This is a genomic window from Ottowia sp., assembly GCF_035444425.1.
In the GTDB taxonomy this organism is placed as follows: Bacteria; Pseudomonadota; Gammaproteobacteria; order Burkholderiales; family Burkholderiaceae_C; genus Ottowia.
The window spans coordinates 19,066-33,270 of sequence record NZ_DAOMOQ010000032.1; the positions used below are offsets into that span (position 1 = coordinate 19,066).

Genomic DNA, 14,205 nt, shown 5'->3' on the forward strand with positions numbered 1-14,205 from the left:
GATCGACATGGATCTGGCATTCACTCCCGAAGAACTGGCCTTTCGCGACGAGATCCGCGCCTGGGTCAAGGACCACCTGCCGCAGGACATCGCCGCCAAGGTGCACCAGGCGCAGCGCCTATCGCGCGACGACATGCAGCGCTGGGCGAAGATCCTGGGCCAGAAGGGCTGGCTCGGTTACGGCTGGCCAAAGCAGTTCGGCGGCCCGGGCTGGACCGCGGTGCAGAAGCACCTGTTCGAGGAGGAATGCGCCATGGCCGGCGCGCCGCGCATCGTGCCTTTCGGTCCGGTGATGGTGGCGCCGGTCATCATGGCCTACGGCAGCAAAGAGCAGCAGGAGCGCTTCCTGCCCGGCATCGCCAGCGGCGAGGTGTGGTGGAGCCAGGGCTACAGCGAGCCGGGCGCGGGGTCCGACCTGGCCTCGGTGCGCACCAAGGCCGAGCGCCAGGGCGACAAGTACATCGTCAACGGCCAGAAGACCTGGACCACGCTGGGCCAGTACGGCGAGTGGATGTTCAACCTGGTGCGCACCAGCAGCGAGGGCAAGCCGCAGACCGGCATCTCGTTCCTGCTGATCGACATGAAGTCGCCCGGCGTGAGCGTGCGGCCGATCAAGCTGCTGGACGGCGAGTGCGAGGTCAACGACGTGTTCTTCGACAACGTCGAGGTACCGGTCGAGAACCTGATCGGCGAGGAGAACAAGGGCTGGACCTACGCCAAGCACCTGCTCAGCCACGAGCGCACCAACATCGCCGACGTCAACCGCGCCAAGCGCGAGCTGGAGCGCCTCAAGCGCATCGCCAAGGCCGAGGGCGTGTGGGACGACCTGCGCTTCCGCGACCAGATCGCGCTGCTCGAGGTCGACATCGTGGCGCTGGAGATGCTGGTGCTGCGCGTGCTGTCGATGGAAAAGAGCGGCAAGAACCCGCTCGACATCGCGGGCCTTTTGAAGATCAAGGGCAGCGAGATCCAGCAGCGCTACACCGAGCTGATGATGCTGGCCGCCGGCCCCTACAGCCTGCCCTACATCTTCGAGGCCATGGAAGCCGGCTGGCAGGGCGACCAGGCCGCCGCCGCGGGCCTGCAGGGCTTCCCGGGGGGCGACGTGGCCAACGCCACGCTGGCGCCGACCTATTTCAACTACCGCAAGACCACCATCTACGGCGGCTCGAACGAAGTGCAACGAAATATCGTCGCTCAGACGGTACTGGGCTGATCAGGAGAGCAAGGACATGGACTTCGATTTTTCCGACGACCAGCAGCAGTTGCGTGAAGCCGTCGCCCGCTGGGTCGAGAAAAGCTACGACTTCGAGCGTCGCCGCAAGATCGTCGAGGCGGGCGGCTTCAACGCCGTCGCCTACACCGAGCTGGCCGAGCTGGGCCTGACCGGCATCCAGGTGAGCGAGGAGCACGGCGGCCTCGGGCTGGGCGCCGTCGAGACGATGGTGGTGATGGAGGAACTCGGCCGCGGCATCGTGCTGGAGCCGCTGGCGCAGGCCTACATCGCCAGCGTGGTGATCGGCCGCCACGGCAACGACGAGCTGCGGCAGGCCTGGCTGCCCCGCATCGCCAGCGGCGAGGCACTGGTGGTACTGGCCCATCAGGAACGCAAGGCGCGCTACCGGCTCGATGCCTGCGACACCCGCGCCGGCTCGGCCGGCCGCGGCTGGACCGTCAGCGGCCTGAAGCACCTGGTGCCTGCGGGCGACCGTGCCGATGCCTTCATTGTGCCCGCCATGCGCGGCGGCAGGCTGGAGCTGTTCCTGGTCGAGAGCAGCGCCGACGGTGTCGCCACCCGCGGCTACCTGACGCAGGACGGCTCGCGCGCCGCCGACCTGAAGCTCGACGACGCCGCAGCGACGCTGATCACCGCCGACGGCCTGGGCGCACTCACGCACGCCGCCGACATCGGTATCGCCTGCGCCTGTGCCGAGGGCGTCGGCGCGATGGAGCAGACGCTGAAGCTGACGGTGGAATACATGAACCAGCGCAAGCAATTCGGCGTGCCGATCGCCAGCTTCCAGGCGCTGCGCCACCGCGTGGCCGACATGAAGATGCAGCTCGAGCTGGCGCGCAGCATGAGCTACTACGGCACGCTCAAGCTGGGCGCGCCCGAGGCCGAGCGCCGCCAGGCACTGTCGCGCGCCAAGCTGCAGCTCGGCCAGGCGATGCGCTTCGTCGGCCAGCAGTCGGTGCAGTTGCACGGCGGCATCGGCGTGACTGACGAGTACGTCGGCAGCCACTACTTCAAGAAGCTCACGCAGTTGGAGATGAGCTGGGGCGACACGCTGCACCACCTGGGCGAGGTGTCCGAGCGCATGCAGGACACGGCCGGCGTGTTCGCCTGAAAGCACTGAAGCAGGAAAACCGGGCCGGCTGCCCCGCGGCCCAGCCTACCTGGGCGGCAGCCGCTTGACCCCGCCGGCGGTCGCGATGTCTACCATCAGCTCGAACTTGGCTTCCAGCCGCGCATGGGCGATCTGCAGTGCGGCCAGATCCTTCACCACCTCGCGCAGCGTGTCCTCGACGGCCTTCTGACGACGCGCCTGGGCATCAAACTTCTCGCTCACCAGCAGCATGGTCTTGAGTGCCGCGGCGGCGTCCTTGGCCCACGACATGGGTCAGGCCCCGCCCCGGATGGCCGCGATCTGCCGTGCCGCATCGGCGCGGATGGCGGCGATCTCATCGAACACCGCCTCGTGATGCGCCTGCGCCTCATCCAGTTCTTTCAGCAACTGGCTGCCGGCACGTTCGGCCTGGTGCGCCAGCCGAGCCAGACTGGCATCCGGCTCGGCGGCCGGCTGATACGCCTTCACCGCCGTGCGCACCAGTTCGCCCACCGATACCCCGTACTCGCGCGCACGCCGTACGAAGACCTGCTTGTCGGTCTCGGTGGTCATGATGACGACGCGCTCGGTGGCGCGTTCCACGGCGGCGGTACTCATGTCGGATGCTCCAATCATGTGCATGCATATGCACATGTGCATGCATATGCACATGTGCATGATAACCCGATTCGGCGCCGGCGGCGCGCGCAAGCGCCAATGCAGGCGGCCCCTGCCGGGCGACCGGCAGTTCCAGACCCCAGACCGGTCAAGCCGCCAGTTCGCTCACGCCAGGGCCGCCAGCAGCTGCGTGAAGTCCTGCTCGGTCGGCCGGGTGTTGTCGAACATCAGCAGTTCCGGGTAGTCCTGCGGGCTCAGCCTGAACAGGCGGCTGCGGTAGTCGTCCCAGTGGGCCAGCTTCCAGGCGTCGTTGCGGTTGCCGCGCGCGGCGATGCGGCGGCGCGCCTCGTTCTCCTGCAGATGCACCCAGACGATGCGCAGTTCCACATCCTCGGCCACCTTCAGCCAAGCCCGATCGATGAGCTTGTGGGCCCTGATCTCGCGCGACAGCGGGCCGACCACGATGGTGTTGACGCCCAGCCCCAGGTTCTCGCGCGCGGTGTTCAGCAGGCCGTGGTATTCGGGGTCGCGCAGGTGTTGCAGGTAGGGCGGGCTGTCGCGGTCGTCGGGGTCGCCGGTCAGCACGCCCATCACGGCCGAGCTGTAGTCGCCGTACAGCGTGTCCTTATCGAGCAGGCAGAAGGATTCGCCGCTGCAGCGCGCGTGCGCCTCGGCCATCAGCGCCGCGATGGCACGGCGCGCGATCGTGGTCTTGCCGGTGCCGGCGTGGCCGCAGAAGAAGATCAGTCGAGGCATTTTTCGGGTTGAGCGTTGAGCGTTCGGCCTTGAGCGTAACAGCCGGCCCCTCTTCCGCGCTCAACACGGAACGCCGAACGCTCAGCCTCTCGATCAGCCGTGCAGGCGCGAGTTCTTGGGCAGATGCGCCATCAGGAACTCCATCTGGTCGGCCAGGATGCGGCGGTTGCGCAGGATGAAGTCTTCCCACAGGCTGGGCACGTAGGGCGCGTACAGCAGCGGCATGTGCGCCTGCTCGGGCGTGCGGTCGCTCTTGCGGTGGTTGCACGAGCGGCAGGCGGTGACCACGTTCATCCAGTGGTCGCGGCCCTTCTGCGCCACCGGGATGATGTGCTCGCGCGTCAGCTCGGTTTCGTGGAAGTGGTCGCCGCAGTAGGCGCAGAGATTGCGGTCGCGCGCGAACAGCTTGGCGTTGGTCAGGCCCGGGCGCAGTTCGAACGGGTTGATGTTCGGCACGCCGCGGGTGCCGATGATGCTGTTGACCCGGATGATCGACTGCTCGCCGGTGCGCGCGTTGTGGCCGCCGCGGAACGTCGCCACCTGCTGGCCGACTTCCCAGCGCACCTCTTCGGCCGCGTAGTGGATCACCGCCTGCTCGAGCGAGATCCACGATTGCGGCAAACCCTGTGCCGACAGCTTGAGCACCTTCACAAAACAACCCCTCTCTGACAAGAGCCTGTCTGTGGCCGGCGTTGCCAGTGCCGGCCGCCCCTGGCACGCACGCGGGCAATGCCAACTGCGCAATATACTCCCAATTCATGACATTTTCGCGTCTTGGCGCTTGACTGGTGCGCGCTGCGCGCTATCAAAACAATATTCGACACCGGCAGCATGAGAATCTTCCACGGCCTGCGCCACCCTGACATCGCACCCGGCTGCGCGCTCACCATCGGCAATTTCGACGGCGTGCACCGCGGCCACCAGGCCATGCTGGCGCTGCTCAACAACGAGGCCGCGCACCGCGGCGTGCCCAGTTGCGTGATGACCTTCGAGCCGCACCCGCGCGACTATTTCGCCGCCGTGCACAACAAGCCCGACCTGGCGCCGCCGCGCATCTCGACCCTGCGCGACAAGCTGGACGAACTGGCCAACTGCGGCGTCGACCAGACCATCGTGCTGCCCTTCAACCAGAAGCTGGCCAGCATGCCGCCGCAGGCCTTCATCGACGACGTGCTGGTGGGCGGCCTGGGCGTGCGCTACGTGCTGGTCGGCGACGACTTCCGCTTCGGCGCCCGGCGTGCCGGCGACTACGCCATGCTGGATGCAGCCGGCATCGCGCACGGCTTCGACGTCGCGCGCATGCAGAGCTACGAGGTGCACGGCCTGCGCGTGTCATCGACCGAGGTGCGCGCGGCGCTGGCCGAGGGCCGCATGGACGACGCAGCACGGCTGCTGGGCCGGCCGTACTCGATCAGCGGCCACGTGGTGCACGGCCGCAAGCTGGGTCGCAAGCTGGGCGAAAGTGCACCGGGCCGGGGCGACGGCTTCCCGACGCTGAACCTGCGCTTCTCGCGCCGCGTCCACGCCTGGAAGCCGGCCGCCAGCGGCATCTTCGTGGTCGAGGTGCATGGCCTGACCGATACGCCGCTGCAGGGCGTCGCCAACCTGGGCGTGCGTCCGTCGCTCGACCCGCGGGACGTCAACGCCGGGCGCGTGCTGCTGGAAACCCATGTATTCGACTGGCCAGCCGAGCTCGATGGCCAGGAGGCCTACGGTAAAATCATCCGCGTGGATCTGCTGCACAAGCTGCACGACGAGCGGCGCTATCACAACCTGGCGGCGCTGACCGAAGGCATTGCGCGCGACTGCGCCGATGCGCGCGCTTGGTTCGCCGCGCGGCCGGCACGAATTTGAAGGGGCGGCGGACCCCTCATCGCCTGTCCGCGCCAGCGCCCCACCCCTGACCTCACTGCCGTTTGCGCCTGCAGCGCCCGCGCAAACGGCCGATTCGATCCAGATTCCCGCAAGGTTTGCGCACCATGAGCACCCCTCCCGAACCCGCCAGCAAGACCGACTACCGCAAGACGCTCAATCTGCCCGACACGCCGTTCCCGATGCGTGGCGACCTGCCCAGGCGCGAGCCGGGCTGGGTGCAGCAGTGGGACGACAGCGGCCTGTACAAGCGCCTGCGCCAGGCCCGTGCCGGGCGCGAGAAATTCATCCTGCACGACGGCCCGCCGTATGCCAACGGCCAGATCCACATCGGCCACGCGCTGAACAAGGTGCTGAAGGACATGATCGTCAAAGCGCGCCAGTTGAAGGGCATGGACGCGCGCTACGTGCCGGGCTGGGACTGCCACGGCCTGCCGATCGAGAACCAGATCGAGAAGCTGCACGGCCGCAACCTCTCGCGCGACGAGATGCAGGCCAGGAGCCGGGCGTTTGCCACCGAGCAGATCGCACTGCAGATGAAGGACTTCAAGCGCCTCGGCGTCCTGGGCGAGTGGGACAACCCCTACAAGACCATGAACAAGCCGAACGAGGCGAGCGAGCTGCGCCTGTTCAAGCGGCTGATCGAGAAGGGCTTCGTCTACCGCGGCCTGAAGCCCGTGTACTGGTGCTTCGACTGCGGCTCGGCACTGGCCGAGGCCGAGATCGAGTACCAGGACAAGAAGAGCAGCACCATCGACGTCGCTTTCGAGGCCGCCGAGCCCGACCGGCTGGCCACCGCCTTCGGCCTGCCGAAGCTCGACAAGCCAGCCTTCATCGTCATCTGGACCACCACCTCCTGGACCATCCCGGCCAACCAGGCGCTCAACGTCGGCCCGCACATCGAGCACGCGCTGGTCGACACGCCCAAGGGTCTGCTGGTGCTGGCCAAATCGCGCGTGGAGGATTGCCTCAAGCGCTACGGACTCGAAGGCACCGTGATCGCCACGGCCATGGGCGACAGGCTGGGCGGGCTGAACTTCAAGCACCCGCTGTACGAGGTCGACGCCGGCTACCGCCGCCTGTCGCCGGTGTACCTGGCCGACTACGCCACCGACACCGACGGCACCGGCATCGTGCACTCCTCGCCCGCCTACGGTATCGAGGACTTCAACTCCTGCATCGCGCACGGGATGAAGCACAGCGAGATCCTCAACCCGGTGCAGGGAGGCGGCAGCTACGCGCCCGACTTCCCACTGTTCGGCGGCATGGACATCTGGAAGGCCGTGCCGGTGATCAACCAGAAGCTTGACGAGGCCGGCCGCCTGCTGGGCGGCAGCACGCTGCTGCACAGCTACCCGCACTGTTGGCGCCACAAGTCGCCGGTGATCTACCGCGCCGCCTCGCAGTGGTTCGTGCGCATGGACGAGGGCGAGGGCGTGTTCACCAAGGACAAGGCCCCAGAGACCCTGCGCACCAGTGCGCTGCGCGCCATCGAGCAGACCGCCTTCTACCCGCCCGCCGGCCAGGCGCGCCTGCGCGACATGATCGCCAACCGGCCCGACTGGGTCATCAGCCGCCAGCGCGCCTGGGGCGTGCCGATCCCGTTCTTCCTGCACAAGGAGACCGACCAGTTGCACCCGCGCACCATGGAGATCATCGACCAGGCGGCAACGATAGTCGAGCAAGGCGGCATCGAGGCCTGGAGCCGCGTCACGGCCGAGGAAATCCTCGGCGCCGAGGACGCCAGGCACTACAACAAGAGCAACGACATCCTGGAGGTGTGGTTCGACTCCGGCTCGACCTTCTGGCACGTGCTGTGCGGCACGCACCCCGACGAGCACCACGAGAGCGGCCCCGAGGCCGACATGTACCTCGAAGGCCACGACCAGCACCGCGGCTGGTTCCACTCCTCGCTGCTGCTGGCTTCCGCCATCCGCGGCCGCGCGCCCTACCGCAGCCTGCTCACGCACGGTTTCGTGGTCGATGGCCAGGGCCGCAAGATGAGCAAGAGCCTGGGCAACATCGTGGCCCCGCAGGAGGTCAGCCACAAGCTGGGCGCCGAGATCATCCGCCTGTGGGTGGCCTCGACCGACTACTCGGGCGACCCCAGCATCGACGACAAGATCCTGGCGCGCGTGGTCGACAGCTACCGCCGCATCCGCAACACGCTGCGCTTCCTGCTGGCCAACACCAGCGACTTCGCTGCCGCCAAGGACACCGTGGCGCCCGAGCAGATGCTGGAGATCGATCGCTGGATGCTGGCACGCGTGGCCGAGTTCCAGCAGGACGTGCTGGCGCACTACGAGGTGTACGAATTCCACCCCGTGGTCGCCAAGCTGCAGCTGTTCTGCTCGGAAGACCTCGGTGGCTTCTACCTCGACGTGCTGAAGGACCGCCTCTACACCACGGCGCCCAAGTCATTGGCGCGTCGCAGCGCACAGACCGCGCTGTGGCAGCTGACGCACGCCATGCTGCGCTGGATGGCGCCGTTCCTCAGCTTCACGGCGGAAGAAGCCTGGCAGGTGTTCGGTGACAGCGAGTCGATCTTCCTGGAAGAGTACGCGCAGCTTGCCGAGCCCGGTGCGGCGCTGCTGGCCAAGTGGGACCGCATTCGCGACATCCGTGAAGTGGTCAACAAGGACATCGAGATGCTGCGCGAGAAGGGTGAGGTCGGCTCCTCCTTGCAGGCCAAGGTGACGCTGACCGCCCCACCCGCCGACCACGCGCTGCTGGCCAGTCTGGGGCCGGACATGAGGTTCGTCTTCATCACCTCCGTGATCGAGCTGAAAGCGGGCGATGCGCTGACCGTTTCGACCAGCGCCTCCAAAGATACCAAGTGCGAGCGCTGCTGGCACTACCGTGACGACGTCGGCGCCGACCCCGAGCACCCGACAATCTGCGGCCGCTGCGTCAGCAACCTGCACGGCGCGGGCGAAACCCGCACGGTGGCCTGAGGTGGCGCGTCGCGGTTCCGGCGGCGCCAGCCTGGCGCTGTGGCTGGCGCTGGCCACGCTGGTGGTGGTGCTGGACCAGTTCTTCAAGCAGCTGATCCTGGCCAACTACCAGTTCGGCGACGCTACCCAAGTCACCGGCTTCTTCAACATCGTGCGCGCCCACAACACCGGCGCCGCGTTCTCGTTCCTGGCCGGCGCCGCCGGCTGGCAGCGCTGGTTCTTCACCGCGCTGGCGCTGACGGCCTCGGTGTTCATCGTCTGGCTGCTGCGCTCGCACCCGGGGCAGAAGCTGTTCGCCTTCTCCCTGAGCATGATCCTGGGTGGCGCCATCGGCAACGTCATCGACCGGCTGATGCACGGGTATGTGGTGGATTTCCTGGATTTCCACTGGGATTTCCTGAGCCCCGTGTTCCACCGCGGCCATTTCCCGGCCTTCAACGTCGCCGACGCCGCCATCACGGCGGGCGCGATCGGCCTGATCCTGGACGAGATCCGGCGCGTGCGGCGCGGGCGCTGAAGTTCAGTAACCGCGCAGCATGAACTCGATGCAGGCTTCCACCACAGCCTGCTCGCCCACGGTCAGCCGGCGCATCGGCTGGCGCAGCAACGTGGCAGGCACCGCCAGCACGTTGGGCGTATCCAGCACGTAGAGTTCATTCGCGACCATCAGGCTGCTTTGGGCGCGCTGCATCACAGCTTGCCCTGGATCAGCCAGGCGCAAGGGCACACACCAGCGCGTGGCCGTGGTGACCAGATCGCTCTGCACGTCCAGAAGCAGCGCGTGGCTGGCCCGCCGATTCGGGTTGCGATAGAGATCGAAGCGCGGCATGCACGTCAACCCGCGCCGTGATCGACATCCTGCAGATACTGCTGCAACTGCTCGGCCGCCGTGCCATGGCGTGCCACCTCGTCCGCATAGTCTTCAAGTGCCTGGCGGTTTTCCAGTGCCCAGGCATTGGCCGAGCCATAACCACCCGGCGGCAACCACGACGCATCGGGTGCAGTCGCCGCGTGCTCGGCGTGAGCACCGGGCACCAGCCTCATGGGAATCAGCTCCACCCGCTGGTCAGGGTGCACCACCATCTCGAACAACTGTCCGGCAAACCGCTTGCCGAGCGAAATCTGGCCGCTGGCGCCCACTTCCTTCAGCATGGCATCACCTCGATACTCATCATGCCATCATGCGGCATGATGAGTATCATGTCAAACTGCGTTCCCACGCGCGCCTAGCTGATCAGGCTCGGCATCACAGCGTCAAAATAGTCGACCCGGTCGTCTGCCGCGCCTCCAGCGCCCGGTGCGCCGCCTGCACCTCGGCGAGCGGAAAGCGCTGGTCGATGTGGATCTTCACCTTGCCGCTGCGAACCACCTCGAACAGGTCATCGGCCATCTTCTGGCAGCTCTCGCGCGTGGCGATGTGCACGAACAGCGTGGCGCGCGTGACGTACAGGCACTTGGGCGCCAGGATGGCAGGCGCGAACGGCGGCACGGCACCTGACGCATTGCCGAAGCTGGCCATCAGGCCGAGCGGGCGCAGGCACTCGAGCGACTTCTCCCAGGTGTCCTTGCCGACCGAGTCATAGACCACCTTCACGCCCCGGCCGCCGGTGATTTCCTTCACGCGGGCGGCGAAATCCTCGCTGCGGTAGTTGATTGCATGCGCGGCGCCGTTGGCCAGCGCCAGCTGGCATTTGGCGTCCGATCCGGCGGTGGCGATCAGCTGGTAGCCCAGCGCCCTGGCCCACTGGCAGGCGATCAGGCCGACCCCGCCAGCAGCAGCGTGCCACAGGATGTGGTCGCCGGCCTGCAGGCCTTCCACCGGCAGCGTCCGGCGCAGCAGGTACTGCGCCGTCAGCCCTTTCAGCATCATGGCGGCGCCGGTCTCGAAGCCGATGTCGTCGGGCAGCTTGCACACTGCCAGCGCCGGCAGCACACGCGCCTGGCTGTAGCTGCCGGGCGGATTGCTGGCGTAGGCGGCGCGATCGCCGACCTTCAGGTGCGTCACGCCCTCACCCACCGCCTCGACGATGCCGGCGCCTTCCATGCCCAGGTTGAGCGGCATCGGTAGCTGGTACAGGCCGCTGCGCTGGTAGACGTCGATGAAGTTCAGGCCGATGGCCTGGTGGCGGATGCGGACCTGACCGGGGCCGGGTTCGCCCACCGGCAGATCGACCAACTGCATTTCCTCGGGGCCGCCGTGGCGGGCAATCTGGACCGTCAGGGCCATGCGAATCTCCTCATTGTTTGGATCACAAGACCCCGATGGTGCCATGCCCGCGCGGCGGCTGCGCCGCTCGTGGCACCATTGCCGGCCTGATGACGACCACACGACTGACGCCGGCCACCGCCGCCCTGCTGACCTTGCCGCCGCTGCTGTGGGCCGGCAACGCCGTGGTCGGGCGCATGGTGACCGAGCTGGTGCCGCCGCTGACGCTGAACTTCCTGCGCTGGCTGGTGGCCTTCGCCATCCTGCTGCCGCTGGGCGGCTGGGTGCTGCGCCGCGGCAGCGGCCTGCTGGCGCATTGGCGTCGCTTCGCGCTGCTGGGCCTGCTCGGTGTCGGCATGTACAACGCGCTGCAGTACCTGGCCCTGCACACGTCCTCGCCGGTGAACGTGACACTGGTGGCCTCCAGCATGCCGCTGTGGATGCTGGCGCTGGGCACGCTGTTCTTCCGCTCGCCGGTGACGCGGCCGCAGCTGCTCGGCGCGCTGCTGTCGATGGCAGGCGTGGCGGTGGTGCTGGCGCGCGGCGACTGGGCCCAGCTGGCGCGGCTGAAGCTGGTGGCGGGCGATCTGTATATGGTGGTGGCGACGATCTCCTGGGCCTGGTATTCCTGGCTCCTGGCACGGCGCGACGAACCCGACGCCATGCGCGCAGACTGGGCCGCCTTCCTGATGGCGCAGGTCGTGTTCGGCCTAGGCTGGTCGGGCCTGCTCACGGCTGGCGAGTGGGCGCTGACCGACGCGCGCATCGACTGGGGCTGGCCGCTTGCGGCGGCGCTGCTGTACGTGGCAATCGGACCGGCGGTGCTGGCCTACCGCTTCTGGAACCTGGGCGTGCAGCGCGCCGGGCCGGCGGTGGCGGGCTTCTTCGGCAACCTGACGCCGGTGTTCGCCGCCGTGCTGTCGGCGCTGTTCCTGGGCGAGGCGCCGCGCCCCTACCACGCGCTGGCGTTCGCGCTGATCGCCGCCGGCATCGTGGCCTCGGCGCGGCGGTGAGGGCATGAACCACACACCGGACCCGACCCCTGCGGCGCGCGCCACGGTCGCCGCGGACGCCGTGCCGCTGGCCAGCGGCTGGCTGCGCTGGCTGCCCGGCCTGCACGTGCTGCTGCACTACCAGCGCGGCTGGCTGCCCAAGGACCTGGTGGCCGGCCTGGCGCTGTCGGCGATGCTGGTGCCGGTGGGCATGGGCTATGCCGAGGCCGCCGGCGTGCCGGCCATCCACGGGCTGTACGCCACCATCATCCCACTGCTGGTGTACGCGCTGCTGGGACCCAGCCGCGTCATGGTGCTGGGGCCGGATTCGACGCTGGCGGCGGTGATCGCCAGCCTGATCCTGCCGCTGGCCGGCGGCAGCGTCGAGCGGGCTGTCGCGCTGGCCGCCGTGCTGGCGCTGCTGTCGGGCGGCTTCCTGCTGCTGATCGGCTTCGCCCGCCTGGGCGTGATGGCGGACCTGTTCTCCAAGCCGATCCGGCTCGGCTTCTTCAACGCCATCGCGCTGACGGTGATCATCAGCCAGATCCCGAAGCTGCTGGGCTTCTCGGCCACGGCCAATGGCTCGGTGGAGCGCGTGATCGTGATGGCGCAGGGCTTCATGGATGGACGCGGCAATCCGGCCGCGCTGATCGTCGGGCTGGCCTGCCTGGCCATCATCCTCGGCCTGCGGCGCTGGCGGCCGAACTGGCCGGGGGTGCTGGTCGCGGTGGTGCTGGCCACCATGGTGTCGGCCTGGTTCGACCTGGCCGAAACGCAAGGCCTGGACGTGATCGGCGAGGTGCCACCGGGCCTGCCGGTCCTGACGCTGCCATTCGCCGACGTGACGCTGGCCGATCTGCGCGTGCTGGCGCCGGGCGCCGCCATCATCGCGCTGCTGGCCTTCGCCAACACCAGCGTGCTGTCGCGCGCGCTGGCGGCGCGCAGCGGCCAGCGCGTCAACCCCGACCAGGAGATGCTGGCGCTGGGCGGCGCCAACCTGGCCACCGCCCTGATGCAGGGCTTTCCGATCAGCAGCAGCAACTCGCGCACGCCCGTGGCGGTCGCGGCCGGCGCCAGGACTCAGCTGGCTAGCATCGTCAGCGCGCTGGTGATCGCGCTGCTGCTGGTACTGGCGCCGACACTGGTCAAGGACATGCCGCAGGCTGCGCTGGGCGCGGTCGTGATCACCGCCTGCATCTCGTTCGCCGACTGGCCCGGCATGTTCGCGCTGCTGAAGCAGCGCCGCATCGAGTTCATGCTGGCGGTGGCCAGCTTCCTCGGTGTGGTGTTCTTCGGCGTCATCGAGGGCATTGCCGGCGCCATCGCGCTGTCGCTGCTGGTGATGGTGTGGAACGCCTGGCATCCGTACTACACGGTGCTGGTGCGCGTGCATGGGCGCAAGGGCTACCACGACGCCACGCGCCACCCGGAAGGCAGCCGCGTGCCCGGCCTGGTGCTGTTCCGCTGGGACGCGCAGCTGTTCTTCGCCAACGCCGACCTGTTCCGCGAGGCCCTGCTGCTGGCCATCGACGAAGCGCCGACGCCGATCCAGGTGGTCATCGTGGCGGCCGACGCGGTGAACGACATCGACGTCACCGCCGCCGACATGCTGGCCGAACTCGACCACGAACTGGAGGCGCGTGGCATCGACCTGCAGTTCGCCGGCCTGAAGGGCCATGTGCGCGATCTGATCATGCGCTACGGCCTCAGCCCGCGCTTCGACCGCGACCACTTCCACCCCACGGTGGGCAACGCCGTCAACGTATACCGGCAGCAGTACGAAGTCGACTGGAAGGACTGGGACGAGCGCTGAATTCAGCGCCCGGATCACGGCATTGGCTGACACGGCCGCACCGGGCGCGCTGCCTACACTGGGGGCTTTCACCACCCCACCAAGGAGCACCCATGCCCGTGAACCTGAGCGAAGACGAGTTGCAACTGCTGGCCGCACTGCCGCAATCCATCGGCTCGGCCGTCGCCTTTGCCGGCCGCAGCGGCCTGTTCGGCACCGGCAAGGAGATGTTCGCCTCCGGCCAGGCGCTGATGGCCGGCGTGAAGGACTATCCCGGCAACGAACTGATCCAGGCCATCGTGCCCGACCCCGCCGCCGCCGACAAGGGCGCCGAACTCGACCAGGCGCGCAAGACCCGCGACTGGTCGATGGCGCGCATGAAGGCCAAAGGCATCACCTCGGCCGAGAAGCTGACGGCACAGACGCTGGAAGACGCGCGCGAAGCAACGCAGCTGCTCGACAGCAAGGTCGACCCCGCCCAGGCCGCGCAGTACCGCGAGTGGGCCATGTCGGTGGCCGAGAAGGTCGCCATGGCCTCGACCGAAGGCGGTTTCCTGGGCTTTGGCGGCACCCGTCTGAGCGATGCAGAGAAGGCACTGATCGATCAGATCAAGACCGCGCTGAAAGCGTGAACTGTTGGTGCCGATGCAATCTTGACCAGCTAAACCGCAAAGTGCCAATCCAATAT

At 67.9% G+C, this 14,205-nt stretch carries 15 protein-coding genes; 8 read left to right on the forward strand and 7 right to left on the reverse strand.

The window, feature by feature from the left end:
- Positions 1 to 7: 7 nt before the first annotated feature.
- Positions 8 to 1,216, forward strand: a complete 1,209-nt coding sequence (locus PK606_RS12195; RefSeq protein ID WP_324564338.1) for an acyl-CoA dehydrogenase family protein — start codon at positions 8 to 10, stop codon at positions 1,214 to 1,216.
- A 16-nt stretch (positions 1,217 to 1,232) separates the two neighbouring features.
- Positions 1,233 to 2,348, forward strand: a complete 1,116-nt coding sequence (locus PK606_RS12200) for an acyl-CoA dehydrogenase family protein (RefSeq protein ID WP_324564339.1) — start codon at positions 1,233 to 1,235, stop codon at positions 2,346 to 2,348.
- Between the two features lie 45 nt (positions 2,349 to 2,393).
- Here PK606_RS12200 and PK606_RS12205 read toward each other — a convergent pair whose 3' ends face one another.
- The 4 genes from PK606_RS12205 to PK606_RS12220 all read right to left on the reverse strand — a co-directional run bounded on the left by PK606_RS12205 (position 2,394) and on the right by PK606_RS12220 (position 4,352).
- Positions 2,394 to 2,618 (reverse strand): hypothetical protein, encoded by a 225-nt coding sequence (locus tag PK606_RS12205; RefSeq protein WP_324564341.1) that lies wholly within the window; start codon positions 2,616 to 2,618, stop codon positions 2,394 to 2,396.
- A gap of 3 nt (positions 2,619 to 2,621) precedes the next feature.
- A complete protein-coding gene (locus PK606_RS12210) occupies positions 2,622 to 2,945 on the reverse strand; it encodes a hypothetical protein (protein ID WP_324564343.1) in 324 nt (107 codons plus the stop codon).
- Positions 2,946 to 3,110: 165 nt separating this feature from the next.
- Positions 3,111 to 3,701 carry a P-loop nucleotide/nucleoside kinase family protein gene (locus PK606_RS12215; RefSeq protein ID WP_324564345.1) on the reverse strand — a complete coding sequence of 197 codons (591 nt, stop codon included), beginning with the start codon at positions 3,699 to 3,701 and terminating at the stop codon, positions 3,111 to 3,113.
- Positions 3,702 to 3,794: 93 nt separating this feature from the next.
- Complete coding sequence (locus PK606_RS12220) at positions 3,795 to 4,352, reverse strand: HNH endonuclease (RefSeq protein WP_324564347.1); 558 nt, start codon at positions 4,350 to 4,352, stop codon at positions 3,795 to 3,797.
- Positions 4,353 to 4,532: 180 nt separating this feature from the next.
- On the opposite strand from PK606_RS12220, the gene PK606_RS12225 reads away from it, so the two are divergent.
- From PK606_RS12225 to lspA, 3 genes are all read left to right on the forward strand, one after another.
- On the forward strand, positions 4,533 to 5,555 hold the full coding sequence (locus tag PK606_RS12225; protein WP_324564349.1) for a bifunctional riboflavin kinase/FAD synthetase: 1,023 nt from the start codon (positions 4,533 to 4,535) through the stop codon (positions 5,553 to 5,555).
- Between the two features lie 125 nt (positions 5,556 to 5,680).
- Positions 5,681 to 8,527, forward strand: coding sequence for an isoleucine--tRNA ligase (gene ileS, locus PK606_RS12230; protein ID WP_324564351.1), 2,847 nt, complete (start codon positions 5,681 to 5,683; stop codon positions 8,525 to 8,527).
- A gap of 1 nt (position 8,528) precedes the next feature.
- Positions 8,529 to 9,044 (forward strand): signal peptidase II, encoded by a 516-nt coding sequence (gene lspA / locus PK606_RS12235; RefSeq protein ID WP_324564353.1) that lies wholly within the window; start codon positions 8,529 to 8,531, stop codon positions 9,042 to 9,044.
- A gap of 3 nt (positions 9,045 to 9,047) precedes the next feature.
- On the opposite strand, the gene PK606_RS12240 is transcribed toward lspA, so the two are convergent.
- The 3 genes from PK606_RS12240 to PK606_RS12250 form a co-directional block, all read right to left on the reverse strand.
- Positions 9,048 to 9,356: a CcdB family protein gene (locus PK606_RS12240; protein ID WP_324564355.1), complete on the reverse strand. Its 309-nt coding sequence runs from the start codon at positions 9,354 to 9,356 to the stop codon at positions 9,048 to 9,050.
- Between the two features lie 5 nt (positions 9,357 to 9,361).
- Entirely contained in the window at positions 9,362 to 9,679 is a 318-nt protein-coding gene (locus tag PK606_RS12245; protein ID WP_324564357.1) for a hypothetical protein, read from the reverse strand.
- A 94-nt stretch (positions 9,680 to 9,773) separates the two neighbouring features.
- Entirely contained in the window at positions 9,774 to 10,754 is a 981-nt protein-coding gene (locus tag PK606_RS12250) for a quinone oxidoreductase family protein (RefSeq protein WP_324564358.1), read from the reverse strand.
- A gap of 89 nt (positions 10,755 to 10,843) precedes the next feature.
- On the opposite strand from PK606_RS12250, the gene PK606_RS12255 reads away from it, so the two are divergent.
- The 3 genes from PK606_RS12255 (at position 10,844) to PK606_RS12265 (ending at position 14,149) form a co-directional block, all read left to right on the forward strand.
- Positions 10,844 to 11,746 (forward strand): DMT family transporter, encoded by a 903-nt coding sequence (locus PK606_RS12255; RefSeq protein ID WP_324564361.1) that lies wholly within the window; start codon positions 10,844 to 10,846, stop codon positions 11,744 to 11,746.
- 4 nt (positions 11,747 to 11,750) lie between these two features.
- On the forward strand, positions 11,751 to 13,538 hold the full coding sequence (locus PK606_RS12260; RefSeq protein WP_324564363.1) for a SulP family inorganic anion transporter: 1,788 nt from the start codon (positions 11,751 to 11,753) through the stop codon (positions 13,536 to 13,538).
- A 98-nt stretch (positions 13,539 to 13,636) separates the two neighbouring features.
- On the forward strand, positions 13,637 to 14,149 hold the full coding sequence (locus tag PK606_RS12265) for a hypothetical protein (RefSeq protein WP_324564365.1): 513 nt from the start codon (positions 13,637 to 13,639) through the stop codon (positions 14,147 to 14,149).
- The last annotated feature ends 56 nt before the right edge of the window (positions 14,150 to 14,205 follow it).

Excerpts from the sequence above, each read along its gene's own strand:
- PK606_RS12195 (WP_324564338.1), top strand. The coding sequence starts at position 8 with ATGGATCTGGCATTCACTCCCGAAGAACTGGCCTTTCGCGACGAGATC.
- PK606_RS12200 (WP_324564339.1), top strand. The coding sequence starts at position 1,233 with ATGGACTTCGATTTTTCCGACGACCAGCAGCAGTTGCGTGAAGCCGTC.
- PK606_RS12205 (WP_324564341.1), bottom strand. The coding sequence starts at position 2,618 with ATGTCGTGGGCCAAGGACGCCGCCGCGGCACTCAAGACCATGCTGCTG.
- PK606_RS12210 (WP_324564343.1), bottom strand. The coding sequence starts at position 2,945 with ATGAGTACCGCCGCCGTGGAACGCGCCACCGAGCGCGTCGTCATCATG.
- PK606_RS12215 (WP_324564345.1), bottom strand. The coding sequence starts at position 3,701 with ATGCCTCGACTGATCTTCTTCTGCGGCCACGCCGGCACCGGCAAGACC.
- PK606_RS12225 (WP_324564349.1), top strand. The coding sequence starts at position 4,533 with ATGAGAATCTTCCACGGCCTGCGCCACCCTGACATCGCACCCGGCTGC.
- ileS (WP_324564351.1), top strand. The coding sequence starts at position 5,681 with ATGAGCACCCCTCCCGAACCCGCCAGCAAGACCGACTACCGCAAGACG.
- PK606_RS12240 (WP_324564355.1), bottom strand. The coding sequence starts at position 9,356 with ATGCCGCGCTTCGATCTCTATCGCAACCCGAATCGGCGGGCCAGCCAC.
- PK606_RS12245 (WP_324564357.1), bottom strand. The coding sequence starts at position 9,679 with ATGCTGAAGGAAGTGGGCGCCAGCGGCCAGATTTCGCTCGGCAAGCGG.
- PK606_RS12250 (WP_324564358.1), bottom strand. The coding sequence starts at position 10,754 with ATGGCCCTGACGGTCCAGATTGCCCGCCACGGCGGCCCCGAGGAAATG.
- PK606_RS12255 (WP_324564361.1), top strand. The coding sequence starts at position 10,844 with ATGACGACCACACGACTGACGCCGGCCACCGCCGCCCTGCTGACCTTG.
- PK606_RS12260 (WP_324564363.1), top strand. The coding sequence starts at position 11,751 with ATGAACCACACACCGGACCCGACCCCTGCGGCGCGCGCCACGGTCGCC.